The organism is Brevibacillus sp. 7WMA2, assembly GCF_010748895.1.
GTDB classification, from domain to species: Bacteria; Bacillota; Bacilli; order Brevibacillales; family Brevibacillaceae; genus Brevibacillus_B; species Brevibacillus_B halotolerans.
This window is the reverse complement of sequence record NZ_CP048799.1, coordinates 544,966-570,240: the sequence shown is the minus strand read 5'-3', so window position 1 is coordinate 570,240 and position 25,275 is coordinate 544,966. Positions and strand designations below refer to the sequence as shown.

Annotated in this window: 24 protein-coding genes and 1 tRNA gene; 1 reads left to right on the top strand and 24 read right to left on the bottom strand. The window is 41.2% G+C overall.

Going from position 1 to position 25,275, the window contains the following annotated elements:
- Positions 1-89 precede the first annotated feature (89 nt).
- The 23 genes from GOP56_RS02445 to GOP56_RS02340 all read right to left on the bottom strand — a co-directional run bounded on the left by GOP56_RS02445 (position 90) and on the right by GOP56_RS02340 (position 23,218).
- Positions 90-1,055: a polyprenyl synthetase family protein gene (locus GOP56_RS02445; protein WP_163244396.1), complete on the bottom strand. Its 966-nt coding sequence runs from the start codon at positions 1,053-1,055 to the stop codon at positions 90-92.
- 9 nt (positions 1,056-1,064) lie between these two features.
- On the bottom strand, positions 1,065-1,925 hold the full coding sequence (locus GOP56_RS02440) for a menaquinone biosynthesis protein (RefSeq protein WP_163244395.1): 861 nt from the start codon (positions 1,923-1,925) through the stop codon (positions 1,065-1,067).
- Entirely contained in the window at positions 1,918-2,529 is a 612-nt protein-coding gene (locus GOP56_RS02435) for a UbiX family flavin prenyltransferase (RefSeq protein ID WP_022583870.1), read from the bottom strand. The genes GOP56_RS02440 and GOP56_RS02435 overlap by 8 nt, the downstream gene beginning before the upstream one ends.
- The gene (locus tag GOP56_RS02430; protein WP_068793163.1) at positions 2,526-3,395 is read right to left on the bottom strand and encodes a UbiA-like polyprenyltransferase; all 870 of its coding nucleotides are present in this window, start codon (positions 3,393-3,395) and stop codon (positions 2,526-2,528) included. Before GOP56_RS02430 ends, GOP56_RS02435 begins: the two co-directional genes overlap by 4 nt.
- 35 nt (positions 3,396-3,430) lie before the next feature.
- Positions 3,431-4,150 carry a demethylmenaquinone methyltransferase gene (locus GOP56_RS02425; protein WP_003338550.1) on the bottom strand — a complete coding sequence of 240 codons (720 nt, stop codon included), beginning with the start codon at positions 4,148-4,150 and terminating at the stop codon, positions 3,431-3,433.
- A 3-nt stretch (positions 4,151-4,153) separates the two neighbouring features.
- Positions 4,154-4,984 (bottom strand): heptaprenyl diphosphate synthase component 1, encoded by an 831-nt coding sequence (locus tag GOP56_RS02420; RefSeq protein ID WP_003341709.1) that lies wholly within the window; start codon positions 4,982-4,984, stop codon positions 4,154-4,156.
- A 153-nt stretch (positions 4,985-5,137) separates the two neighbouring features.
- The gene (locus GOP56_RS02415; RefSeq protein ID WP_003338548.1) at positions 5,138-5,641 is read right to left on the bottom strand and encodes a hypothetical protein; all 504 of its coding nucleotides are present in this window, start codon (positions 5,639-5,641) and stop codon (positions 5,138-5,140) included.
- 104 nt (positions 5,642-5,745) lie between these two features.
- Positions 5,746-6,096, bottom strand: a complete 351-nt coding sequence (locus GOP56_RS23665; RefSeq protein WP_022583872.1) for a hypothetical protein — start codon at positions 6,094-6,096, stop codon at positions 5,746-5,748.
- A 13-nt stretch (positions 6,097-6,109) separates the two neighbouring features.
- Positions 6,110-7,078, bottom strand: a complete 969-nt coding sequence (locus GOP56_RS02405; RefSeq protein ID WP_003338544.1) for a sugar-binding transcriptional regulator — start codon at positions 7,076-7,078, stop codon at positions 6,110-6,112.
- A gap of 205 nt (positions 7,079-7,283) precedes the next feature.
- A complete protein-coding gene (gene lpdA / locus GOP56_RS02400; RefSeq protein ID WP_163244394.1) occupies positions 7,284-8,663 on the bottom strand; it encodes a dihydrolipoyl dehydrogenase in 1,380 nt (459 codons plus the stop codon).
- 11 nt (positions 8,664-8,674) lie between these two features.
- Positions 8,675-10,036: a dihydrolipoamide acetyltransferase family protein gene (locus tag GOP56_RS02395; RefSeq protein ID WP_163244393.1), complete on the bottom strand. Its 1,362-nt coding sequence runs from the start codon at positions 10,034-10,036 to the stop codon at positions 8,675-8,677.
- Positions 10,037-10,051: 15 nt separating this feature from the next.
- On the bottom strand, positions 10,052-11,035 hold the full coding sequence (locus GOP56_RS02390; protein ID WP_163244392.1) for an alpha-ketoacid dehydrogenase subunit beta: 984 nt from the start codon (positions 11,033-11,035) through the stop codon (positions 10,052-10,054).
- Positions 11,036-11,062: 27 nt separating this feature from the next.
- Positions 11,063-12,049, bottom strand: a complete 987-nt coding sequence (locus GOP56_RS02385) for a thiamine pyrophosphate-dependent dehydrogenase E1 component subunit alpha (RefSeq protein ID WP_163244391.1) — start codon at positions 12,047-12,049, stop codon at positions 11,063-11,065.
- A gap of 166 nt (positions 12,050-12,215) precedes the next feature.
- On the bottom strand, positions 12,216-12,386 hold the full coding sequence (locus tag GOP56_RS23260) for a hypothetical protein (RefSeq protein WP_003338539.1): 171 nt from the start codon (positions 12,384-12,386) through the stop codon (positions 12,216-12,218).
- On the bottom strand, positions 12,374-15,109 hold the full coding sequence (locus tag GOP56_RS02380) for a PTS sugar transporter subunit IIA (RefSeq protein ID WP_163244390.1): 2,736 nt from the start codon (positions 15,107-15,109) through the stop codon (positions 12,374-12,376). The genes GOP56_RS23260 and GOP56_RS02380 overlap by 13 nt, the downstream gene beginning before the upstream one ends.
- A 229-nt stretch (positions 15,110-15,338) precedes the next feature.
- On the bottom strand, positions 15,339-16,682 hold the full coding sequence (locus GOP56_RS02375; protein WP_003338537.1) for a PTS galactitol transporter subunit IIC: 1,344 nt from the start codon (positions 16,680-16,682) through the stop codon (positions 15,339-15,341).
- A 28-nt stretch (positions 16,683-16,710) separates the two neighbouring features.
- Positions 16,711-16,998 (bottom strand): PTS sugar transporter subunit IIB, encoded by a 288-nt coding sequence (locus GOP56_RS02370; protein ID WP_003338536.1) that lies wholly within the window; start codon positions 16,996-16,998, stop codon positions 16,711-16,713.
- A gap of 18 nt (positions 16,999-17,016) precedes the next feature.
- On the bottom strand, positions 17,017-17,490 hold the full coding sequence (locus tag GOP56_RS02365; protein ID WP_003338535.1) for a PTS sugar transporter subunit IIA: 474 nt from the start codon (positions 17,488-17,490) through the stop codon (positions 17,017-17,019).
- Between the two features lie 286 nt (positions 17,491-17,776).
- Positions 17,777-18,016, bottom strand: coding sequence for a trp RNA-binding attenuation protein MtrB (gene mtrB / locus GOP56_RS02360; RefSeq protein ID WP_003338534.1), 240 nt, complete (start codon positions 18,014-18,016; stop codon positions 17,777-17,779).
- A gap of 45 nt (positions 18,017-18,061) precedes the next feature.
- On the bottom strand, positions 18,062-18,802 hold the full coding sequence (locus tag GOP56_RS02355) for a lytic transglycosylase domain-containing protein (RefSeq protein ID WP_163244389.1): 741 nt from the start codon (positions 18,800-18,802) through the stop codon (positions 18,062-18,064).
- Positions 18,803-19,578: 776 nt separating this feature from the next.
- Positions 19,579-19,655 (bottom strand) — tRNA-Pro (locus GOP56_RS02350).
- Positions 19,656-22,079: 2,424 nt separating this feature from the next.
- The gene (locus GOP56_RS02345; protein WP_163244388.1) at positions 22,080-22,811 is read right to left on the bottom strand and encodes a geobacillin-26 family protein; all 732 of its coding nucleotides are present in this window, start codon (positions 22,809-22,811) and stop codon (positions 22,080-22,082) included.
- Between the two features lie 263 nt (positions 22,812-23,074).
- Complete coding sequence (locus GOP56_RS02340) at positions 23,075-23,218, bottom strand: hypothetical protein (RefSeq protein WP_163244387.1); 144 nt, start codon at positions 23,216-23,218, stop codon at positions 23,075-23,077.
- A gap of 373 nt (positions 23,219-23,591) precedes the next feature.
- On the opposite strand from GOP56_RS02340, the gene GOP56_RS02335 reads away from it, so the two are divergent.
- On the top strand, positions 23,592-23,999 hold the full coding sequence (locus GOP56_RS02335) for a lectin (RefSeq protein WP_163244386.1): 408 nt from the start codon (positions 23,592-23,594) through the stop codon (positions 23,997-23,999).
- A 432-nt stretch (positions 24,000-24,431) separates the two neighbouring features.
- Here the strand turns inward: GOP56_RS02335 and folE are convergent, their stop codons facing one another.
- The gene (folE, locus tag GOP56_RS02330; RefSeq protein WP_173645579.1) at positions 24,432-24,998 is read right to left on the bottom strand and encodes a GTP cyclohydrolase I FolE; all 567 of its coding nucleotides are present in this window, start codon (positions 24,996-24,998) and stop codon (positions 24,432-24,434) included.
- Positions 24,999-25,275: the final 277 nt, after the last annotated feature.

Genomic DNA, 25,275 nt, shown 5'->3' with positions numbered 1-25,275 from the left:
TAAGAGGCATGCATCTGTTAATCATGCAAATCCTCCCTATACATAAAGCCCCTTTCCCACAAGAAAGAGGCTTCTGCATCAACTCTGGATTAAAATTTACGCCCACCAATATAATCAGCAATTTGTAGTAATGATTTTTTGGTCGGAGATGCAGGCAGATCTGCTAATGCTAGTTTTGCTCTTTTTAGATAGCGTTCAGCCAACGCTTGTGAATAAGCAATTCCTTCTCCCTGATGAATCAGCGGAATTGCCTGTTCAATACGAGAGTTGATATCACCCTTACGAATCCACTCCTGAAAGACATCCTTTGTACTGCCCTGATAAGCGCTATAAAGAGCTGGCAAAGTGACGTTTCCTTGACGCAAGTCACTTCCCGCCGGCTTACCTAGCTGTTTTTCTGTTCCTGTAAAATCTAGAATATCATCTGTAATTTGAAAAGCCATTCCAACATTATACCCAAAATGGTACATACGGCGCACGACATCTGCCGATGCATTAGTCGCAACTGCGCCAAGCTGACAGCTAATCGCAATTAAAAGCGCTGTTTTGCGTTTAATCCGGCGGAGATAATTGCGCAAGCCCTGATTCCAATTTCCCAAATCACGAACTTGCTCAATCTCTCCTTTACACATCTCTACGATGGCTTTGGAGAGAATTTGATGGATCGCTGGATTAGGTAATTGCGTTACGATACCTAAAGCTCTTGCTAGTATGTAGTTCCCAGAATACATCGCCACTCGATTGTCCCATTTCGTGCGTACGGTGTCTTTGCCTCGGCGCTTGTTTGCATCATCCACCACATCATCATGAACAAGTGTAGCCATATGAATAAGCTCAAGCGGTACAGCTACTTGAGATAAATTTTGCACATTATAATCACCAAATTTCCCCGCTAGCAACACAAAGACAGGGCGGATTCGCTTTCCGCCTGCCTTCAGAAGATGGGTAGAAGATTGGTAGAGTTCACGAGACTCTGGATTAATGGCTCGTTCCAGTTCTCGTTCGATATATGAAACATCACTTTTTACTTGCATATAGATATCGACCAGATTCATTTCATCCACCTAACTCGTTGACATAGTAGTAATGTTGTCCGTTGCCCAAAATGCTACTTTCACCGGCTTGGGCAATAGACCAAGATCAGCCGTGCAAGCATAGTAATGTTCCAATCCCATAATTTGTTCCTGCGTAAAATCATGAATGAGTCCAGTAAAATACCCTTCCCAGAAAGATACATCGCCACCAAAATGCTGGTGAGCATACTGAACGATTTCACTACAATCGGCATGACTCTTGTTTTTGCTACGAACAAACTCCTCATGAAGCTGATGCAACAATTTACCATGTGTTTCAACAGCTTCTCTGCGAATGGCCCATACAGCAAACGTCATTGGGTATCCTGTATGCTCATACCACAGCTGTCCTAAATCGTACACATAATATCCCAGATCCTGCTGACGGGCTAGAATTGCTTCATCTCCAATGAGCAGGGAAGCATCGTGTTCCTCCATCATCGACTTGATATCAGGGCGCATTGTGGTGTATTCAAGACTCATACCTTTAAATTTTTCCAATATTACCCGCAACAAATTAACAGAGGTAGCAGAGGTATTTGTTAATGCAATACGAGCTTGATCCAGTTGATCAATCGGACGTTTACTAAATAAGAAAATAGAACCTACAGGACCTTTAGCACCAACACATACATCTGGCATTAGCACATATTGATCTTCATGTTCCGCGTAGCTGAAGGAGGATATAGGACCTACGTCAATGTTCCCCTCTGCCATAGCTTTATTTAATTGTGCAGGATATTGCTGGATAAAATCAGCTTTCCCCAAAAAGCGGTCTAAATTTACATAAAAATAGACAGGAAGCGTGTTTGTATATAAGATTTGTCCGACCTGTAGTTGTCTTTTACTCATGGCCCTCTCCCCATCTCGTAAACAAATGATTTTCCACATCAAGTTGGTCAAGCGCTTTGCCAACCACGAAATTCACTAGGTCATCAAGTGTTTGCGGGCGTTGATAGAAACCAGGCATCGCAGGGAGAATCTTAACTCCGATACGGCTTAGTTTCAGCATATTCTCTAGATGTAGCGCGTTAAAGGGTGTTTCACGTGGGACCAGCACGAGCTTGCGTCCCTCTTTAATCATTACATCAGCACAGCGTTCTAATAAATTACCGGAAGCACCGTGAGCAATACCCGAAAGTGTTCCCATCGAACATGGGATAATAATCATCCCATCACTCTTATACGAGCCACTTGCCATCGGACAATTAAAATCTCGCAGCGTCCAATAATGAAGCTCGCCTGCGGAGTATTTCTTAAAATACCCTTGTAAAAACGTCTCACGTTCATCCACAGCAGGTGCAAAATCCAATTCGTCATGAAAAACCTGCCAACCAGCTTCTGTTATCATCAAGTGAACCGTATGTCCAGCTCTTAGCAATTCTTCAACTAGTCGAATTCCATATTTGGCACCACTTGCTCCTGTTATGCCTACACCTAGTTTCATCTTTTTCATAGAATCACCAAGTCCAGAACAGTAAAGCAGCATATCACTACGCTAAAAATACCATTCATTGCAAAGAAAGCAATTTCAATTTTAGACAGGTCGTTATGTTTAACTTGACTGTGCTCATAGAGTAAAATCGCTGCCCCAGCAATAATGCCGACAAGAAACCATACGGAAAGATTAGTCGTCATATACATCAAGAGAAGACCTAGAATGGTTAACAAATGACAGAGACGAGCAATTATCAGTGCATTCTTAATTCCAAACCGACTAGGGACAGAGTAGAGACCTTCTTTAACATCGAACTCTGTATCCTGACAAGCATAAATAATATCAAAACCGGCTGTCCAGATCATGACTGTAAAGAACAGTAGCATTGCAGTTCCATTTACTTGACCTGTGGTTGCAATCCAACCGCCCAATGGCCCGAACCCAAGGGCTACACCTAAGATAAAATGGCAGAGCCACGTAAATCGTTTGCAATAGGAATATAAGACTAATACAAAGACTGCAAGTGGTAAAAGCTTAACTGCTAATGGGTTTAGTTGCGATGCAGCAACGAATAAGACCAAGAAAGAAACAATAATAAAAAGAAGCACTTCCGTGACAGACAGCAATCCTGCCGGAATGGCACGCTTCGCTGTTCGCGGGTTTTTTGCATCAATGACACGGTCTATCAACCGATTTAGTGACATCGCTGCGCTTCTTGCCGCTACCATCGCTATCGTAACCCAGAAGATTTCCCCCCAGGTAGGCCATGTACCTTCTATAATGATATTGCCTAGTACTGCCCCAATAAAAGCAAATGGCAACGCAAAAATACTATGTTCAAATTTAATCATTTCGAGAATGATTTTCACTTTATTAAAGACCATTTCGACTTGCACTTCCATTCTATTTTGCGGATAGGCTATGGATTTTTCGTACCGATATGCAGGGCAGAGACACCGCCCATAAACAATTTTACCTGTACATGATCAAGCCCCGCTCTTCTAAACATCTCAGCCAGCTCTTTACTGTCAGGAAAATTCGTAAGGGACTGAGGTAACCAAGCGTATTCTTCATACTTATTAACTACCATTTTAGCAACAATTGGTAGCATTTTATAGAAATAAAGATAAAATAGCTTACGATATGGGATAAATGGTGGCTTCGATACCTCTAAAGACACAACCTTGCCCCCTGGCTTTACAACGCGTGTCATCTCGTTAAGCACCGTTTGTACATCGGGCACGTTGCGTAGGGCAAATCCAATCGTAACAAAATCAAACGTATTATCTTCAAAGGGCATTTTCATGGCATCAGCATTCACTAATTGCACTTGACTTAGCCCTTCCTTTTCGACCTTGTACGCTCCTACATTCAACATATTTTGACTAAAATCAAGCCCTATTACTTTCCCAGTAGGACCTACTGTTTTGGCCAAGCTAATTGTCCAATCACCAGTCCCGCATGCAACATCCAGACAAGCATCTCCTGGCTTCACCTGCATTTGGTTCATCGTATACTTGCGCCATGATGAATGGCTGCCAAAACTGATGACATTATTCATACGGTCATATTCATTCGCGATGCTCTCAAAAACGGAATGTACATATTCCGCCTTCGATGGTTGTCCATTTGTGTTCAAAGCCTACATCTCCTCTGCCCGCTTTAACCGTTGTACGCGATTGGTATAGCGGGAAGTCATCCACGCTAACTCGCTTTGTGTGTCGCCCGATTTTAAGGTAACGATCAATTGCTCACAGATATGCAATAATTCCATGACTTTCCCTTCAATCATTTCGACTGCATTGGCGATTGTTGAGCCTGGCTTCTGTAGCAAAAATTGTGTCAAGCCGTTTGGAGCTTGCTCTTGCCATTGTAACTGCTCCCATTCCCCGATCAGTTGTTCAAAGGCTGAGGTCTGTTCAAACAAGCTGGTCCAAAATTCGCGTACAGAGTCATTTTTTGCATATTTGTCTACAAAAGCTACATAAAGAGCCGTATCAATCTTTTTGCGCAAGCTAAGATACGTCTCCTGTGTCAATTTATTTTCTTTCTGAGCAATATATAGCTTCATTTTCGTTTCGTGAGCAAGCTGATTACCTACAGCCAAAACTTGAATTGCTTCAATCTCATTAGCGTCAGCGAGTATATTATAGTAAAGACTACTGTAGTAATCCCCCGCTAAAACGGTTAACTGTCTATTACGTTCGGAAACCAGCGTTTTTTCATAATGATTCCGTACGGTTTCATGTGTATCAATGCCCAATTGTACGAACCCAGTCGCTACCGAGAGTAGATGAGCTCGTTCTTTTGTGAAGCCGTTCTCATGTAAAAAGAAGAATAAGAGAGCGAGTCGATTTTCAGCCATAGCTGGGACATCCACATATTGTTGAATATATGTTTGTTGTATTCGACCTTGAATTTCTTCGATGATAGCTTTTAATTCCTGTGAATATGCATTTCGATCTGTGCCCATTATGCCTCCTCCATTTAAAGCGTTGAAGCTCCATCACTGTCCCCATTTTTTACAAAGAATGTAATGTTTTTGAACACAAAAAAATGGTACGCAGTAATCCATCGCCATACAGTATATCACACTTTTAAAGGAAGGAATAATTTTCTGCTGTAATCAAGTTGCTTCTTTAACAAAAAAATGCTGCTTTACATACTGCTCTGCATCGCTTAGTTCAGTTGGGCTTTTCCATTTATCTTCTTGTCCCATTTGCGCTCGATCTGCTTGGATCAGAAGCGTAGCTGGGCTTTGTGCTTTTTGTTCATTGGATCTAGTGAATTGGAGGGTGACATGCTTAACATTCGTCGTCTTATTCATCAGTACATAAACAATTGAATAGGCATCATGATACATGAGGTCATTTACTTTCTTGTGGTCTTCAGGCAAGGACAGCGTGAGCATGATGGAAGGCTGATCCCACTCTACATGACTTATCTTATAATGAGTTTCCAGTAAAGTAAATAAATCCACAAGATTGTGTGAACTTACTGTAAGTCTAGGAAATTCTCGAAAGGTTGGGACGTCAGCGACAGGTCCTTTTTTTGTAAAAACCGGCAAAACGGACAGCATCAGTGATAAACCTACTGAAATCATCATTGCAAATAAAAATCGCCGTGGCATTTTATGCATTCCCCCTTTTTCCATTCTATAAAAGAAAAAAGCAGGCTATGCCTGCCAGAGAGAAAAATGCTGGTAATCCCTTCAAAGGAGTAGAAACGATTTTCTTATTTATCTATCTTTGATGAATCAGTGTAGCCTTTTTTTCTATAGCGGAAAATCGCCTTTAGCTCCTTATACGTACGAAAAGGCTTGCTGATAACACGGTACGGCATGGTTGAGATAAAATGACTTAAATCTTCTCTGAATTCCTGAGTGATCCGTTGTGGCTTCGAAATAATTCGGTCAACATACTGCGAATAAATTTCTTTCAACAAATCTGGTTCCATAACGCTCTCTTTTCCACACTGCTCACATTTAACCATATATAAAATATCATGTACATACGTGACAGTGTGAGGTGCTTGACCAAGACAAGTTATGCAGTAGAGTTCTGTTTCAATCACTGTCTCTTCCAAACCCGTTCCCTCCTTACTCCTCACTGTTGCCTTTATCATCAGATGTAGCAATTAATTCTCTAGCTGTGCGCTCGTCTACAAATAATTTATGGAAATAACCACCACGTAAAGCAGCTCTAATTGCTGTCACTTTCGCTAACCCAGTCGCCACTGCAATAACAGTGGGAATTTGAAATAAATCGGGCAGGTCAATCCCAATAACGCGATTGTTCAACGGTATCTGAATCTGTTTGCCATCCTTGTCGATAAAGCGGGAGCCTATATCCCCTACAGCTTGATTTTGCTTTAGCTCTTCCATTTCCTCTTCTTTTAAATATCCCATGTTAAACAATGTTGATTCTTCCAGAAAACCGATTCCTAACAGGGCAATTTCCACCTTGCGAATTTGATCTAGTAAAACGCGAATGGATTCTGATTGTAGAATTTGTTCCTTGAGATCTACTGTTTCTACCAATGCCGGTGCATATAAAAATTCACAGTTTGCACCCATTCGTTTTGAGAGCTCATAGGCTAATTGGTTAGAATGGATTTCCACGTGCTTTCGTCCTGTCCCTCCAACTAGAGGGTACACCATCATTTCTGGATTTCGTTCGTACGGGTATTCATTTACCATATGATAGAGGGTAGTCCCCCATGATAATCCGATGCTTTTGACGTTTTTAGCCAATTTAGATAGATGCATGGCCGCTTCCTTAGCTACTAGCTGCTTGATTAATTCCTGATTCTCTATTCCGTTCGCAGGCACAACAATAGCTTCATCTAAAGAAAACATTTCTTCTAGCTTTTGTTCAATCTCCACTACGTTTACAGTCTCATCTTTAATAATGATCTCTACTATTCCAGCATCTTTTGCTTTTTGTAGGAGTTTGGATATTACAGGGCGGGAAACCCCGATCTTTTTAGAGATTTCTGCCTGGGTTAGTCCTTGAAAATAATATAGTTTAGCGACACGCACGAGTTCCCTTTTCTCAGCCCAATCCATTGTCTCACCTCTCTTACATCTATCATCCTTCATCTATTATAAACATAAACTCATAGGAGCGCGAAAAAGATTACAAATTCCTGTACCATCGTAAGCAATCCATAAATCTCTAAGATAAGAGGAGCAAAAAAGAACTGAGGAAGGGCGTCCCCAGTTCTTCTTTTATGTTGTGTCCCATGTAAGCTGCTCTATAGATATCAAGCCTTTACGAGTGGATACCTTTTCCTAACCAATCACTGGCTGCTTCCAGTAATCCTTCTGATACAGTTGGATGTGGAAACATCAGATTTGCCATTTCTTCAACGGTTCCTTCCAATTGCATATAAGCAGAGATTTGTGAAATCATCTCAGTCACATGTGGGCCAACCATCACAGCCCCTACTATTTCCCCGTAGGTCTCATCTGCAATCAGCTTTACAAAGCCTTCTGCTTGACCACTTGCTAAGGCCTTACCGTTCACTGCGAGCTGATACATTGAGATTTTTACCTGAAAGCCCTTTTCTTTTGCTTCACGCTCGCTAAGCCCTACACTTGCTATCTCAGGGTAGGTGTAGATGCATCTTGGTACGATATGGTATTCCATATCTTTAACGTGCCCTGTCGCATTCAGAGCAGCTACAATTCCTTCTGCACTTGCTACATGAGCCAATTGCCAATTGCCAACCACGTCACCTATAGCATAGAGATTTGGTACACTTGTTTCCATACGTGCATTTACTTTAATAAATGGACCATCCATATCAAGCGATAGGTTAGCAGATGCCGACAGATTCGGGCGACGTCCAATTGCGACTAGTATTTCTTCCGCGACAACATCCTGTTTTGCTCCAGCTTCATTGTAGATCATAAGCTGTTTTTGCGAGCCAAGGGCTTTAACCGCAACTACTTTCGCCTTGGTGAGAATCGTAATTCCCCTTTTGCCTACATGTTTTGTTAGTACCTGTGAAGCCATTTCATCTTCTGTAGCCAATATGCGATCTGCCATTTCAATGATTGTTACCTTTGTTCCCAAGCTTTCAAAAATGCTGGCAAACTCTACACCAATAACACCACCACCAATAATGGCAAGGGACGCAGGAATTTTCTCTATATCAAAAATAGTATCGCTTGTGTGATATGCTACCTGCTCTAATCCTTCAATCGGAGGTACGGCTGGAGAGGAGCCTGTCGCAATAATGATTGACCCTGCCTTGATTCTCTCTGGTTTATCACCCGTAATTTCCACGATCTGGTCTGGTTGAATCTCAGCCTTACCATGATAGAAATCAATATTTCCCGTTCGTAATAGATGGGCAATTCCTCCACGGAGCTGATTAATAACCTGATTTTTTCTCTGCATCATTTTTGGTAAGGAGAGCCTCATGTCTCCTACCTCAATTCCGTATTTGGACGCATCTCTGATAGCATGAATCATTTCAGCATGCTTCAATAACGCTTTTGATGGAATGCACCCTCGATTCAAGCAGGTTCCTCCCAAATGTCCCTGCTCAATAAGTGCCACCTTCTTTCCTTCTTTTGACGCGCGAATGGCCGCTACGTATCCGCCCGGTCCTCCCCCGATGACAACAATATCGTAGGTTTTCATGGCTGTTCCCCCTAGACTAGTAGCTGATATGGTTCTTCAAGAGAACGTTTCATACTTTGTAAAAATTCTGCTGCTGGTGCTCCATCCACGATCCGGTGGTCAAAGGAAAGGCTCAAAGTCATCTGCGGACGAAGTTTTAACTCTCCGTGAATCCCAACTGCTTTTTCCGTAATACGGCCAACCCCTAAAATGGCAACCTCTGGCTGATTAATAATGGGTGTAAAGGCATCAATGTCGTACATTCCAAGATTGCTAATGGTAAAGGTGCCTCCCTGCATCTGATCAGGAAGCAATTTACCTTCTCTTGCTAATCGTCCCAGCTCTTTGCACTCTGTCGTTAATGTCGCCAAGCCTTTCTGATCAGCATGTTTGACAACTGGCACCATTAGACCGTTTGGTACTGAAACCGCAAGACCAGTGTTTACTTCCTGTTTATAGAGAATATAGTCACCTTCAACGGAAGCATTCATCTGTGGATGTTGACGCAATGCTATCGCAACCGCTTTCATGATGATCTCTGTATAAGACAACCGATATCCTGTCTGATTCTCAATCACTGGGAGTAAGCTTTTGCGAAGCTTGATTGCATTGCTCATATCTACTTCCGTTACTAGCGTGACATGCGGTGCTGTAGTAACACTTCGGATCATTCGCTCAGAGATAACCTTACGCATGCCCTCCAGTTTCACACGCGATAACTCCACAGATGATTTTGTGTTGTTTGCTACACTGCTGTTCATAGCTACTTGCAAACGATTAGGAGGAGCCTGCAGAACATCATGTTTTGTGATTTTTCCATTAGCACCTGATCCCTGTATGCTGTTTAACTGGACTCCCGTGTTCGAGGCGATTTTTTTCGCTAGAGGTGTCACCATTCTCTCTTGAGATTGTTTAACATAAGCTTCTACATCTTCGGCATGAATGCGCCCATATGTTCCACGCCCTCTAATCTCATGTAGTGCGACACTGTTTTCTCGTGAAAGACGTCGAGCCGCTGGTGTAGCCCGCACTTTATTCGCTTCTTCTTCAGAAGTAGAAGTCTCTCTTTTAGCTTCGCTCTCCTCACTAGCTTTGTTTATATCAGCAGGAGTTTTTTCTTCCTCCAGCTCTAGAGGCATGTCTGGAACTTGTTCTCCCGGCTCTCCAATATACCCGATGATTTTTTGTACAGGTACAATCGCGTTCACATCATCATAAATTTTTAGTAACGTACCTGTTGCATACGCCTCTACTTCAATGTTAATTTTGTCTGTCATCACTTCTAGTAGTAGGTCACCCTCTTCTACCGGGTCTCCCTCTTTTTTAAACCATTGCAATATGGTTCCCGTCTCCATTGTCATACTAAGCTTCGGCATGAAGATTCCTGTTGCCATGTTCCTCTCCCCCTTCTAACGATGTGCCACTGTGTCTTTTACTGCTTGTATAATATCAGGCACCTGCGGGATTGCCGCCTTTTCTAGAACGGGATTATAAGGCATTGGTATCCACTTACCGCCCAATCGTCTAATAGGGGCATCTACATAATCGAAGGCTTCACTCTCGGCAATCATGCTGACAATCTCTCCGCCGAATCCGCCGAACTTGACCGCTTCATGAACCACAATCAGCTTTCCTGTTTTCTTCACTGACCGAATAATGGTGTCGGTATCCAATGGCACCAATGTTCGTGGATCGATAACTTCCACAGAGATGCCTTCCTTTTCTAATTCGGAGGCTGCTTCTAATGCTTTGTGTATCATAATAGCAGTGGCTACAATTGTTACGTCTGTGCCTTCACGTTTTACATCTGCCACACCAAGCGGAATACTGTATGATTCTTCTGGGACATGCCCCAATGTTTTATAGAGGAGCTTGTGTTCATAAAAAATCACCGGGTTATGATCGTCGATGGCTGCCTTTAATAACCCCTTTACATCATAAGCAGTTGAGGGCTGGACCACTTTTAGCCCGGGAATATGGGCCATCCACGCTTCCAAGCTTTGTGTATGCTGCGCCGCGGCACCTGTACCCGAACCGGATGGTGTACGCACGACCATCGGCACATTCCCTTTCCCACCAAACATGTAGCGATTTTTCGCAGCCTGATTTACCAACTGGTCCATCGCAATGGTTATGAAGTCAGAGAATTGTAGCTCCATGATAGGTCGCATGCCAGTCATAGCGGCTCCGACAGCAGCCCCTGCAATCGCCGCTTCGGAAATCGGTGTGTTGCGGATTCGCTCTGGACCAAATTCTTCAATCATCCCACGCGACACCCCAAACGCTCCTCCATATACTCCAATGTCTTCTCCCATCAAAAAAACATCTGGATTGACACGCATCTCCTGAGTCATCGCTTCTCGGACCGCTTCTAAGTACGTAATCTCTCTCATGAGGTTCCCTTCCTTCTTTTTTATCCGTTATGCGTAAACGTCTTCTTCCAACGTATCTAGGGAAGGCATCGGGCTTTTTTCTGCAAACACCACTGCTTCCTCGATCTCCTTCTTTGCTTGCTGTTCTATTTCTTTGGCCTGTTCTTGTGTAAGTAGGCCTTTTTCTATCAAGATTTCCTGTAATCTTTTGATACAATCACGATTTTTCCGCCAATCCAGTTCTTCATCACGGGTCCGATATTTTTTCGCATCACTCTTAGAGTGCCCTTTATAACGATATGTTTTGGCTTCGAGTAAAGTAGGTCCTTCACCACGCCGAGCTCGTTCTGCTGCTTCAGCTACAGCATTCATGACTGCCAAAAGATCGTTTCCATCTACTACTACACCAGGAATACCATAGGCTTTTGACCGATCCGCAATATTTTCGATATTCACCATTTCCGTTACAGGACCAGACATTCCATATTGATTATTTTCACAGAAAAAGATAACTGGCAATTTCCAGATGGACGCCATATTTAGTGATTCATGAAAACTGCCTTCATTGCTCGCTCCATCGCCAAAAAAACTGATTGTAACATAGCCTAGTTTCTTCATTTGTGAGGTAAGCGCTGCTCCAACTGCAATAGGGATACCGCCACCGACAATTCCATTCGCGCCTAAATTGCCTTTCTCTACATCCGCAATATGCATTGATCCGCCTTTTCCCTTGCAATATCCTGTTTCACGGCCAAATAGTTCAGCCATCATTTTATTAACATCAGCACCTTTGGCAATGCAGTGACCATGACCTCGGTGCGTACTCGTAATTTTATCCGTTGGTTGAAGCACAGCGATTGCACCTGCCGCCGTTGCCTCTTGTCCGACACATAGATGGGTTGTTCCGTGAATTAATCCTTTTGCGAAAAATTCATCTACCTTTTCATCAAAAAAGCGTATGACCCACATTTGATGTAATAATTCAACCAACTTTTGCTCCGTAATCATCTTAGGTAATTCCCAAGCAGTAGTCATGTTGTACCCTCCTTTGCTCTTTAGAAAAACAAAAGGCCGAATACCTCCACACAGGGAAGCATTCGGCCCGAGGCCCCTTTTACATTTGTTCTAGTTGATTACATTTGTTCTACACCTTTATTTTACCTCTTTTTTTATATCCGTCAACTATTACTTTCTGGGCTGTCTATCCTTCTAACAGCTTTGGGTTTTCTTCCAATCTTTTTTTAAATTCCTCTTTGGTCAACTTTTCAATGGAAATAAGAAATACTTCTTCCGTACCCTCACATACAAATTTATCGTGTTCAAACAATTTATATATTTTTGTACCAGGAGTCACTCTTTTCATTGATTCCATCTCCCTTCCTCCCCACCTCTGGTTGTAATCTTCTGGATATTTGCTGGTTCCTCCAATGCTTCCATTAATTCTTCCACAGCAAATTGGCATGTATCATTAACTGCCAGCATGATCACCCAGTCTACCTGAATTCCCGGTTCCCACTCCAGAGGGTGAGCCAATTGCAAAATGGCAATGGCAGGATTGATAGTCTGAGCAGGTTCTGCATGCGGGATAGCAATACCACCTGCTAGTGATGTTGACCCGAGTTTTTCTCGTTCCCACACCTTTTGCACGAATTCGGGTTTTACATAGCCTTTTTCTACTAGCTTGTGAGCAAGAAATAGAATTGCTTCCTTTTTATTCGAAATGTTGCAAGCAGAAAAAATAAGGTCGGTCACTATTAAATCCTGCATGTGTAGCGGTGTTCGTTGGTCAACAGAAGCTTGTCCAACGGTCAGATCCCCGATCATTAACAAGCGGTCTAAAAACGAAAATCCGCTTCCCTCAATTAAATGCTGTAAGGAGATGAATGGTAGTCCCTCTACCAATGGATCAATCGTGCCTACAACAGCTAAAATATGATATTCCTCTTTCCACCTTGTATAGGAGGAACGTACTGTATGAGTATTAGCAAATAAATAATGCAGATCACCACCACGATCACCGACATGCTCGCTCACAATTTGTCCAAGCTGACGTGCTGCCCCTTCCCCCGTCAAGCAAACCAACATCAACGCTTTGGGTTTCACTATTTTCCACTCATCTAAAAAAGGGGAAACAGGCATACGCCATTGAACAATTTCCTGCGCGACATGAGACAATGACTTTGGTGCATATAAACACCGGCGCATAACCTCCATAGCAAATGGCAAGCTCAAGGGGGCAAATATCAATGTTTCGACTTGAACATGTTCTCGCCAAATCTCTTCACTACCTACCATCCGTCCCGCATCTGCCAAGACAACGACTCCCATGCCATGATCTGCGCGTTTAATCGCAGAGCTAACTTTGGACAAAAAGCGCTCCTCCGAATCATCTACAGAGAGACTAACTGCTTGAATGTGATGCTGTCCAAATAAAGAATGTAATTGTTCTGCCATACTCTCAGCAATACTGCCGTATGAAACCAACACCATACCTACCGTTGGTGAATTTTTTTCAATCAGGGTGCAATGCTTTACATAGCGAGCCAGCATTTCTGTTTCTGCCTTCGTAATGCTAATTCCCCACGTGCTTTTGATTACCTCTGCCATCTCCTGAGCAACAATCCACTCCATAGAAAGGTAGGAGGAAGCTGCTTCGCTTTTTTGATCCCCATGATATATCTGATTTGGCTCTGTAACCTGATAACGTTCTAGCATTCCTTTCACATGCAAGGCAAGAGCCATTACTAGTTTTTCATGATCGAGTACGAGGTGCTTTTCTGCAATCCATAGCATTTGCTCTACCATTTGCATGACCTTTTCTCCGACAAAAATACTTAAACTACGCACACGTTCCGCATCTGATTTACGTTTTCCACTGTCATCTCTTAATCGTTCACGGCATTCCTGCTGTAATCGGAGTCGAATTAATTCAGGCCGAACTCCCTGTTGATTCATTTGGGAAAATCGAATGTGGAGCCAATGATAAATGGAGTCAGGAGCTAATGCTGGTAGAGCGCTTCGTGTCGTTCTTTCATCAACTTGGACAGGAGAAAGATGTTCAACTAACCAATCTATGAATTCGTTACAAACAAAAGCGCGAATGTCTGCTTGTAGCTGCGAAATGTTCCCCGTATACCCATTCATCAGTTTTTTACGCTCGCCGCATTTATCCTTATGAATCGGGCACCCCGCTTGTTGTGCTTGCTGCTGAATCATATCATCAATTAACCGAAGCTGTGACTCCCTCGGCCATGAAGCTAAGGATGGCAAGTGAACCTGAATAGGAAATAGACGATGCAGTAAGTCAGGATCACCCCAACCTGCTGTATTTGTGCTGGACGCAAAAATGAATACGGGTGAGTCCATCTCTCGTACACGCTTAAGCACCGCTTCTATAGACTCAAGAGATAAAAGCTGAATTTCCCGAATATACAATGCCCCGCCTACATCTTGATAGCTACTTAGTGTATCGCAGATCTGTTGCTCAAATAATGGGCCTTCCGTCATTTCGCGTATATCTATTTCTGTAAAAATTGCTTCTGATTTCAGTTTTTTCTCTTGTTTTGCAAAGGAAAAGGCGGCTTCTGCAATAGCTCGCTTTCCTGTTCCCTTTTCTCCCTGAAATAAAATGGGGAGCTTTTGGTACGGATATAAGATGACCGCCTTCACCTGTTGGACAAATGGTAAAAGGAAGCCATCGCTCTCGATCAAATCAGCAAACTGACGCAGTTTTCGGTGTACTGACTGTTCCTTGCCTAAAGAAGTATGAGATCCGGTAGCCAGAGGCATCTCTTGCCAATCTTCCTGCTGTTCTTTCCGTAAATTCATCACAGTAAATTTTGATATTTCAAAACCTATTTTACGTAGCTCTCCTGTTAGCTTGCGATCGGATATCTGTGAATGCTCCTTTAAAATCCGGTTCATTTCTGCAAGTAGCAATGGTAACCGCCGTTTGCGGGAATCAGGGATTTGAAGCTGCTGACGCAACAACGTACATTTATCTCTCCTAATTCCTAATTTTCCGGCAATCTCTTCGTCAGTCAGCGGATTTTTGGGATCTTCATCCCTTACAATCTGTAGGAACTGTCTCTTCATTTGCCACCATTCCTTCCCTTTTTAGCAGAATCCCTGACAATTGCTCACAATTCCTTTCATTTATGGAGATTGATTCACACCGATCACTCAATCTATACCAATGGTAGAAATTGTTCTTCACAGGCACAAAAGTGCGAGACAAACGTAGACGAACCAGGAGATTATGCTCTCCTGGTTATCCATACTTGTGATCTAAAGGAACAACTGATCTTTCGTTATTATATTTTTATCACATCTCGCGTTGTTGTAGTATCTCTCTTTTTTCCCGTCGTCTTCGATAAATGGCTGTACCTATGGCAATAGCGCCAATACCAATGATACCGAAGTAACCCAGCTTAGCCCCAAAAACAAATAATGCTGTGGTAGGAACGGCACCATCGACCAAGGAAGAGATTGCAGCAGCACCTTCAGGGAATTTAAACCCTGCCATAGTTGCCGCGGTAGTAATGAGCGGAGATACGTAGGTAGCTAATAGTAAACCTACTCCCAGAGCGATCGTCGAACCCAGAACCGTACGTACTACGTTTCCTTTAAACACAGGAACCATTAAGCAGACAATAAACGGAATGGTCGCTAAATCTCCGAAGGGTAATACCTTATTCCCAGGCAGTAGTACGGCTAATGCCAGAACGATAGGGATCATAATTAACGATGAAGCTATAGCGGCTGGATGTCCTACAGCTAACGCAGAATCCATCCCAATATTTACTTCGCGATCTGGAAACTTACTGCGAACAAATTCTGAAGCCGCTTCTGATACTGGCAACAGCCCTTCCATAAGAACAGCTACCATTCGAGGCAACAGTAGCATCACCGCGGCTGTATTTACCCCTAAGGTTAAAACGTCCTTGACACTCCATCCAGCTAAAAGGCCAATAATAATACCTAATATAAGACCTAACACAGTTGATTCACCCAGCACTCCCATCCGTTTTTGGATAGAATCTGGATCGGCTTTTAAACTGCGTAATCCTGGAATCATATCAAATAATTTTTCGAGTGGCATGGCGATCACATAAAAAGCAGTTGAGGTACCATGCGGGAATGTAACCCCCTGATAACCATAAAATTCTGACACATGCTTCGAAGACATGTCTGCTAGTACAAGTAACACGATTGCATGAACAATCGCTGTTAATAGCCCCATCGGTACACTATTAGTCATAACTGTTACCAACGATCCTGTAAACGCGATATGCCACAGGTTCCAAACATCCACATTTAATGTCTTCGTGAGTCCGAAAAGAAGCATCGCTAGGTTGACCCCAAGGCCAATCGGGATAGCTAAAGCACCAATCGTTGTCCCAAACGCAATGGCTGAGCTAGCCGGCCAGCCTACATCAATAATCGTTAACTCCACTCCCAAATTTTTAACCATATCTTGAGCGGCAGGACCGAGTGAACTGCTAAGTAATCCGATAATCAGATTGACCCCAACAAATCCAATCCCAATAGTGAGTCCAGCCCGGAATGCCTGTCCAGGCTTTGTTTTTAAGAGAATCGCAAAAATGAAGATGATGATGGGCAATACAACAGTTGGCCCTAAATTAACAATCTTTTGTAAATACTCCATTTCCTCATCCCCTAACTCAATTAAATGGCTATTCGGCGGTCATCCGTTTCTCAATTTCGGCAAATACTTTTTCTTTACCGATTCCTGTTAACAAAGGAACAGCATTAATCACTTTATCCTGTATATGAGCCGGTACTGCTGTAGTAGAAATAATCAGATCATACTGGTCACCTTTATTTAAAATATCACTTACTTTTGATTGTTCTAAATTAGCCTCTAATCCTTTTTCTTGTAAGAACGTTTTTAATTTCTGCATAACCACTGTAGAAGTTGCTACACCTGTGCCACAAATCACCATAACTTTTTTCTTTGCCATAATGAATTCCTCCTAAAATTAGTGGTTGTAACTGTTAACAGGTTGGATAACGGAAAGTAATTCTACTGGTGTGCTAGCCTGACTAAGTGCCTCCAAACGTGGAGCATCCTGAATGAACGTCATAATTTCTTCCAGCATCTCCAAATGAGCCTCACTTTTTTCAATCGCTAGCATGATAATAAGCTTGACTGAAATGATTCTGCTGGCATCTGCCATGCACTGAAACTTGGTACCCTGTTTCACAAGACCCAATGCAATCGTCTGCTGTTTAACATGACACGCATCCGTGTGCGGAATAGCCACATGTACATCAGCCAACTCCAATCCAGTAGGATAATGCTGCTCACGATCCTTGACAGCGTTTACATAGCTCTCGTGCACAAAGCCCTTCCTCCATAACGATTTTGCCATGGTTTCTAAGATTACGTCTTGGCGGGTTTCATCTGGAAAGATAAACAAATGATCTGTTTGCACCATCTCCAAAAATGACATGTGGATTCTCCCTCCTATCTAAGCTGACTCTGTTTTGTGTAAAAAGCCAATTTTTCTATACAAAAAAAGGCTAGATCGTATGACATTCATACGAAACTAGCCCGCGGCTCTTTTCACAAATTATTCCATTATTTCCTGTTACATTTGTTCTTACTTTTATCATTTGTTCCTTATAGCTTAATCATACTATCCTTACTGATAAACGTCAACAACATTTTCTTCACTTTTTATACCGGAAAAGAAAAAAAGCGACCTATGGTCACTTTCTCTTCTACATTTTCTACCATTATTCCTCTGTATCAATAACTCCATGTCTGGTTTGAATAATTGCTTTGCCACGTACCTTGATAGCAGATGTATGCTCAGTAAATTGAGCTAGCATAACTTCACCCTTATCTAGCTTTTCTGTATGGTGGAAGCGTGTATCTGTGCCACGGGTTAATCCAATAACATGTACTCCGTTTTCTTTTGCTTTAATGACAAAAAAGTCTTGGCTGCCACCGCTTCGTTGTTGATGTTGTTCCATCTACGTGTCCCCCTAAGAGAATTTCTCCTCTTTACTATACCCTACCTAAACTTCCGCTTGCAATTTCGTCGTTATTTTGGCGACATAGCGCTGTGTCTCTTGAGGAAGATTAACTGCTAGACGATCAAAGTCTTCATCTGTCTCAATTCCAGCCCTTCTGACTCGACCAGATCCTGCATTATAAGCAGCCAAAGCAACCTTTACATTGCCATCATATCGATCTAGTAATTTGCCCAAATATTTGGTTCCGCCCATCAAATTTTGATCGGGATCGTAAGAATTGCGTACCCCTACACTACGAGCAGTATCGTCCATTAACTGCATAAGTCCTTTTGCTCCCGCGTGAGAGGTAGCAGTAGGGTTAAAGTTAGACTCGGCGCGGACTACCTCTCTGACCAAGGAAGAGTTGACGCCAAAGCGTTTGCTCACCTGCTCAATTTTATCCACAATCTGCTGACGGCCCCACGTCATGGATTCGTCCTTATTAGAGGTGAGATCAAGTGAAGGTGAAGAGTAGGTTAGAGAGGAATTCCAGCTATTTTGCTGCTGGTTCGTTCCATCTAATTCAGCTAGAACCTGTTCTTTAGAGATTACATGCTGATATTTTTGCAGTTCATTTTCAAACACATCAGAAAACAAGGGATCTTGTCCATCTGGATTTGTCTGATTATCCAATAGCCCTTGTAATTGTGCTACTTGAGTAACATCACTCGATGTGTATTGCCCAGTAGATGCAAGGGTTTTAATAAACTGATTATTATCTATTTTCACGATTAGATCATCCATTCTCCTCTGTCTTTTATGTTCTATTATAAGGGAAGGCTTTCCATAGAGCCAAGAGAAAAAAGGCCCGGGCGCAAGAAAATCTTTACCTGCATTCTATTACAAATCAAAATAGGAAAACAAAGCGGAAACCTTTTTATTCTTTTGTTGGCAGCTTGAAAAATGGCTATCCTTTTCAGAATGTAATCATGTCATCTGACAGAAAACATTTGCGTTTTGCCTATGATCAGCTTCTTTATAACAAAACATTTTATTGCTTCTATTTATTTTATCGTTTAAACGCGGATAATTTTTATAGGTCAAAAGCCCTTGTAAAACTTACTTGCTATAAACATCTTTATGCCGAATGCTTTGAATCAGATCAAGCTGATTGAGCCTTGCATTATAAAGGAACGTAGGCAGTATTGAGGTCTGTTGTCAGAGTGGACTTTACGGAATGGGATGAAACTACATTCACCCTTAGTAGGGTTTGTTTGATTTCATAATAGGATAGAAGACTTCTTACCAGATTAACGTGATTAAGGTTACTTGTTTTGGTAATAGCATTGTTTCACACAGCCTAAATCGTTGATAGCTCCATGTATTTCAAATGACAAAACTAGTATTTTATCAACCTTCTAGTGGCGCTTTTTAAATAATAAATGAAGGGTAGGTTTTCTGATTGGATATTCGTTTTCAGTGAAGGATGAATACAGCATAAATAGTCAAAATTCATATAGCTGTCTTATCTAAAAACACTTCTTCGCATCAAAATGCAGAAGAAGTGCCTAAATTCTACATGGTCGGAATGCAGGGATTCGAACCCTGGACCTCACCCACCCCAAGGGTGCGCGCTACCTGGCTGCGCCACATCCCGATGTTTTAATCAGGTTATAACGTTGTAAAGCGTTGATTTTATGGGATTTTCCGTCTGCTCTCAAAAACGACCTTTCTTCGTAACAACCCCATTTTAACATATAGGTGCGCACCCTTGCAATATTTGGGAACGCACCCATGTGTTATTTTTCTTTCATTATATAGGACATAATTTCCGTAGGCTTTGAGATATATTAGCTTCTGTTCGGTTGGATATTTAGTCACTGACCCTTGATAATCTTTACAAAGAATCCGACATCCATAATGCGCTTAAACCGTACCGTAATAACTCCATTACACAACACTGGCGATATATCCCAAGTCTTCCCACGTCTACTCACCATGTTCTCCTTCCATTCTTAGTATCAAACGAGCTGGCAAAGCCCCTCAAGAACTCGCCCCCCTTCCTCAGATACCTCGCGCCAACATTGATGCAGTGTAACATTCGAAATGTTCACGTTTTCTCGGTAAGTAAAAGCGATCAAAATCGTTATAGTGCTTATTTTCATAGTAAGAGATTAACGCAAAAAAACCGAAAGAAATCCGAGGTTCATTTTTTATTTCACTATATCATTAAAACAATGTTATAAAGGAAAATAATAATACCAATAGAAAGATAAATAAGAAGAAAAGAACTAATATAATTGAATATTTTCCTTATCCTTGGTAATTTTTTATTGTTTAAAAAAAACAATAATATAAGTGTAAGTACAAGAAAAGCTATATAAAAAAGAATAACCCATTTATTAAACATGATATTTAATAGTATCATTCCGAATCATACGCGTCTCTGAATGCGCGTTTAACCTTTCTTTCTTGTAGGTAAATATCAAGCAAAATTGAACCAGCCCCCAGCTCAGCCGATTTCATTACATCGTTGACGCTGAAACATGAGTTTTCCATGTCAACTAATCACGCTGTATGGACAATGTACCCCTATAATTTTGCTGCCTTCAGAAAGGGTTTTCAATTCTCACAAGGAGCATATATTGATAAAGGGCCTGATTGGAATTCTGTTAACCTCCAAGTATGGGATGAATTTTGGCTTAGTTTTAGTACTGGTTCAAACTCTGCTGACTTACAACATAAATATAATGTAAAATATTTCTATAAAGACGACAGATTAAGACTTACGACTAAAGAATAAACACTTTATACTTTTCTGGGGGTAAATTTTGAAAATACTTATATTCGTACTATGTTTGATGATCTTTACTATTAATTCTTATCTTTATATTTTTGTGAGTAGTATAGAAAGAAATAATCATCCCATAGAAACCCAAAGCATATTTTATTTAATTAATATCGTGCTGCTTTTCTTGGTTGTTCAGACACATAAAAGATATAAGTAATCGTAAAGTTATTTTTTGATGTAATTTCTAGAATATCGAAATGACCTTAACTGACGACTAATGAATTTAGGCGTCAGTTTTTTTTCATTCATCTTACTACTTTCGACATAGAGGTTCCTCGTCCATTCCGAATTTTCTCGCCCTCATAGCCCAAAAGGACAGACTACCAGCGTCAGCCACACCCTCAGACGAGGTTGGTCTTTGTTACGACTAATACCAGGGACCGTCAGTCTAACCCCGATCCCCCGTTTTGGAATTAGGTTGTACTGCCCAGTCTGATTCGGTCATACCCCGTAATCTCCTAATTTATTGACCGGGATTGTCGATCCAATCAACGATACCTTGTGGATTATCAGTCCAATCATAAATCAAATCGTGATTCCTCCCTCGTTTTAGTATCCGGGGTCATCAGGCCATTCTGGTTCTAGCATGCCGTGTACACTCCTTTTATTAGTGTCTAGGGTCCTCGAACCAAACAACAATGCCTTGCGGGTCATCAACCCAATTAATATCGTACCTCATAGGGTTCCCTCCTCTAATTAGTGTCCAGGATCGTAATGCCATTCTGGATTAGCCATGTCACATAACCTCCCTATATTATTCACCGTGGGCATCGTGCCAATCCGGGTCTACATAATGTTTCCACTCCGGAAATCTTTTGAAACTCCAACCCGAACCATTATGTGTATTCACCCTATCCTCCTTGCCTACACCTTTCGATAAGAAAATTACCAAAATCCTTCCAAATACAAAAAACCGCCGGCTATCCGACGACTAATTGCGTTTTTTCACGGCTTGTACCAACGCGGTGATCGAGAAGTCCAACGCTACCACCGCAATTACCAATGTAATAGTTTAAAAAAAAGAAAAGGACATTATGGAATAAAAAATATATATAAACATGATAAATGAGTATGCCGTCACTACAATATTTATAATATAGAGCACTTTTCGTAACTTTTCGAATTTACCCTTTAAAAGAAAAGGTAGGATTGCTAGATTAAGGAATATATACAAAGGTAAAAGAAGTATAATCCACTTGCTAAAAAAAATACTTGCTATTATTTCACCCACTACTTTTCTCCTTCCATAATACTATCAAATGCACGTGCTGCTTTTCTCTCAGCTATAACCACATCCGCTGCATTAACGGCCGCTGCCAAGCCAAAACCAGCACCTACAAAAAAGGAAATCATGCTATCAGCGCCCCAACCTGATTTAATTCCTTTTGTACTTGCCATAAATGAAGTGGCTGAAACAGTTGAGTTCACCACTAACAGAGCCTCAGCTTTCATTAACTCATCAACTTTATCCTCATAATGAAACAAATCAACTTTATTACTAGAGGTTTGTTTTACATAGGTTCCTTCTTTACCGTTTCCGATATCCCAGTACTTTTTGCAGCCACTTTTATCAATTACATAATAATAACCATAGTATTTTTCATGTGCTTCTCGTACGATAGCTTTCTTTGCAAAAGCCGCCATTTTAGACTGTTTTTGCTTGTGTTTTTCTTTCTTTACCTGTTCTTCAGAATCTGCTATCGAGACCTGTGTTATGGTGCTATCATCGAATTCTATAGTGTGATTCATCTTATCATCTGTAGCCTCGATAATTCCATTTTCACTCTCTACCCTTACACTGTCATTATCTTCTAAAATCTCAATCTTATATCTATTTCCTTGACTGTCTTCAAGGGTTTCTGCTTCAACCATTTGATTAGATTCATTTATAGCAAAAGCAGGAATACTAGATGAAGATAGTACTGATAAAACAAGAGCACTAGATAAAATCACTTTTTTCATTTTCTCCTTAGAAATATAAACTAATCATTTTACATAAATTAGTATAATTTCTAGTATCCAGAATATCAATAGCATATTGTAAAAATTAACAAAGTAAAAATGAAACGGTATTCGAGAAGCCTGCAGATATATTCGAGACGAGTCGTGATATTACCGACATTATTGAACGATTGAACGATTAAACGAACAAAAAGGACACCTAATGTTGTCGTCAGATGTCCTCTTTTGCTACACTTTCGATATACGATTACTTACTAAAAAAGCTAATAATTACAAAACCATAGCCCGCCTTTAAGTGGGATGCAAATTAGATCGGAGGGCTGTGAGGCTTGTGTCGGCGTAGGAGTATATCCAGCTATTCCAAAAACGAAACCAAAAGCAAGTGAGAATGCTAAAACTTTTTTCATGGCTTTAACCTCCTTCCTTATATTTATATTCTTGTTATGTTTTGAATGTTATGAACAAAAATTGTTTTCTATAACAAAGATTTTTAAAAACAATGGCCCACTGGCACGAGCCAGTAGTTCTTGCACACTGCCTTTATAGGCGGTGTTTTTTCATTTCAATCCCCCAATCTCCCCACCACAAAGAAACTCCAAAGTTTCCGGAGATTCCTTCCTTCACGATATCTTATTCAACTTGCTAGGTCTAAATAAAGGTACTCAGCAAAAAAGACTAACTCAATAATGAATGTAGGAATAAAAAATATATTGGTAATTTTTAGAATCATATGATATTATTTCCACATATCAACATACCAAATGAAAGGAAGTGTTTCATGTGCTAAAAAAGGTTACTGCTTCATTTTTTCTCTTTGCCATGATGCTATTGTTAAGCATCCCAGCTTTCGCGGCTGCTGGAGAAGATCACCTCGATCCGGGTGAAAAGCTTGTCAGAGGACAGTATCTGAAATCGACCAATGGTGAATATCAATTTGTCATGCAAGATGATGGGAATCTCGTCCTTTATGGAAGAGGAAGAGCATTGTGGAATTCTAATACACATGGCCAAGCTGCTAGTAACTTAATTATGCAAGCAGATGGCAATCTAGTAATTTACGGTTATCCTCATGCAATTTGGCATTCCAATACTCACAATAACCCAGGAGCTAGATTGGTTGTACAAAATGATGGGAACGTGGTTATATACTTAGCTCAAAAAGCAATCTGGTGGACAGGTACAAACTAGATTTCTTTATGGAGGCACTGCCATTACAGGTGGTGCTTTTTTCATTTCATACTAATCGATCTAGTTTGTATCACATCATTATTCATTTCATTACATAACTCCATTAATGTGGATAGCTAACAAAATCCCTGTTGTTAACCCATAGGTTCCGTTTTACACCTCAACTTAGAGTTAATTTCCCCCTATGCTCCTCACGATCCCCCTTCTTTTTTCCTAATTGGGAATTGTGGTTCAATAATATAATGACCATATCAAAATGAATCCAGCGTTATGCAAAAAGCCCACATCCTATGTATGAGGAGTGGTGGGCATTGCGTTCATTTCAAAAATAGTTCATGAAAACACACTAAAACCCGCCTAATAAAGAAAGGCGGGTTTTCATTTTCTTGTTATCATAGGAAGTAAAATCGGCTCGCTCTTCGCGACAGGATACTAAGCTTTGATGTATTGCAAAACCTCTGCACGTGCATTAGCATCTTTTTCAAATACTCCACGAACAGCCGTAGTTACAGTAGAAGAGCCAGGCTTTTTCACACCACGCATGGTCATGCACATATGCTCTGCTTCTACCATCACCATAACACCATGTGGCTCTAGTTTCTTCATAATTGCGTTCGCTACAGTGGAAGTAATACGTTCTTGCAATTGTGGACGACGTGCTACCGTTTCCACAGCTCGTGCTAATTTACTCAATCCTACAACTCGTCCACCCTTTGGTATATAAGCTACATGCGCTTTTCCAAAAAACGGTACTAAATGATGTTCACACATAGAATAAAAAGGAATATCTTTAACGAGTACAATTTCTTCATGGTCTTCGCTGAATATGGTTTCGAAGTATGTCTCTTCGTCAACATTCATGCCTTCAAAAGCTTCTGCGTACATTTTTGCTACGCGTTTAGGTGTATCCAATAAGCCTTCTCGGTCTGGATCTTCACCGACAGCTTCTAGGATCATTCGAACAGCTTGTTTTATTTTTTCGTGATCTACATTCATAATGACAGCCTCCTCAAACCCTTTGCAACAAGAACAAGCCAATTTTATCATACCCTATATAAAAATACAAAACACCAATGTGTAGAAACTTACTTATTACTATATCCTAATTAGACTGCTTTTTCATCCTTTATGATAACAATTTACAGATTAGGAGAGCATTTGGATTGCACTTTGAGAGTTTAAGAGGCTATTTATTAGTGAAATCGCCAAAAAAGGCCCCTAAAAGAAGGTAGCAAATTGCAGCTACTTCTCTTTGGGACCTTTATATGTAAGATCT

Coding starts and splice junctions, on each gene's coding strand:
- GOP56_RS02445 (WP_163244396.1), bottom strand. CDS start 1,055: ATGAATCTGGTCGATATCTATATGCAAGTAAAAAGTGATGTTTCATAT.
- GOP56_RS02440 (WP_163244395.1), bottom strand. CDS start 1,925: ATGAGTAAAAGACAACTACAGGTCGGACAAATCTTATATACAAACACG.
- GOP56_RS02435 (WP_022583870.1), bottom strand. CDS start 2,529: ATGAAAAAGATGAAACTAGGTGTAGGCATAACAGGAGCAAGTGGTGCC.
- GOP56_RS02430 (WP_068793163.1), bottom strand. CDS start 3,395: ATGGTCTTTAATAAAGTGAAAATCATTCTCGAAATGATTAAATTTGAA.
- GOP56_RS02420 (WP_003341709.1), bottom strand. CDS start 4,984: ATGGGCACAGATCGAAATGCATATTCACAGGAATTAAAAGCTATCATC.
- GOP56_RS02415 (WP_003338548.1), bottom strand. CDS start 5,641: ATGCCACGGCGATTTTTATTTGCAATGATGATTTCAGTAGGTTTATCA.
- GOP56_RS02405 (WP_003338544.1), bottom strand. CDS start 7,078: ATGGATTGGGCTGAGAAAAGGGAACTCGTGCGTGTCGCTAAACTATAT.
- lpdA (WP_163244394.1), bottom strand. CDS start 8,663: ATGAAAACCTACGATATTGTTGTCATCGGGGGAGGACCGGGCGGATAC.
- GOP56_RS02395 (WP_163244393.1), bottom strand. CDS start 10,036: ATGGCAACAGGAATCTTCATGCCGAAGCTTAGTATGACAATGGAGACG.
- GOP56_RS02390 (WP_163244392.1), bottom strand. CDS start 11,035: ATGAGAGAGATTACGTACTTAGAAGCGGTCCGAGAAGCGATGACTCAG.
- GOP56_RS02385 (WP_163244391.1), bottom strand. CDS start 12,049: ATGACTACTGCTTGGGAATTACCTAAGATGATTACGGAGCAAAAGTTG.
- GOP56_RS23260 (WP_003338539.1), bottom strand. CDS start 12,386: ATGGAATCAATGAAAAGAGTGACTCCTGGTACAAAAATATATAAATTG.
- GOP56_RS02380 (WP_163244390.1), bottom strand. CDS start 15,109: ATGAAGAGACAGTTCCTACAGATTGTAAGGGATGAAGATCCCAAAAAT.
- GOP56_RS02375 (WP_003338537.1), bottom strand. CDS start 16,682: ATGGAGTATTTACAAAAGATTGTTAATTTAGGGCCAACTGTTGTATTG.
- GOP56_RS02370 (WP_003338536.1), bottom strand. CDS start 16,998: ATGGCAAAGAAAAAAGTTATGGTGATTTGTGGCACAGGTGTAGCAACT.
- GOP56_RS02365 (WP_003338535.1), bottom strand. CDS start 17,490: ATGTCATTTTTGGAGATGGTGCAAACAGATCATTTGTTTATCTTTCCA.
- mtrB (WP_003338534.1), bottom strand. CDS start 18,016: ATGGAACAACATCAACAACGAAGCGGTGGCAGCCAAGACTTTTTTGTC.
- GOP56_RS02355 (WP_163244389.1), bottom strand. CDS start 18,802: ATGGATGATCTAATCGTGAAAATAGATAATAATCAGTTTATTAAAACC.
- GOP56_RS02345 (WP_163244388.1), bottom strand. CDS start 22,811: ATGAAAAAAGTGATTTTATCTAGTGCTCTTGTTTTATCAGTACTATCT.
- GOP56_RS02340 (WP_163244387.1), bottom strand. CDS start 23,218: ATGAAAAAAGTTTTAGCATTCTCACTTGCTTTTGGTTTCGTTTTTGGA.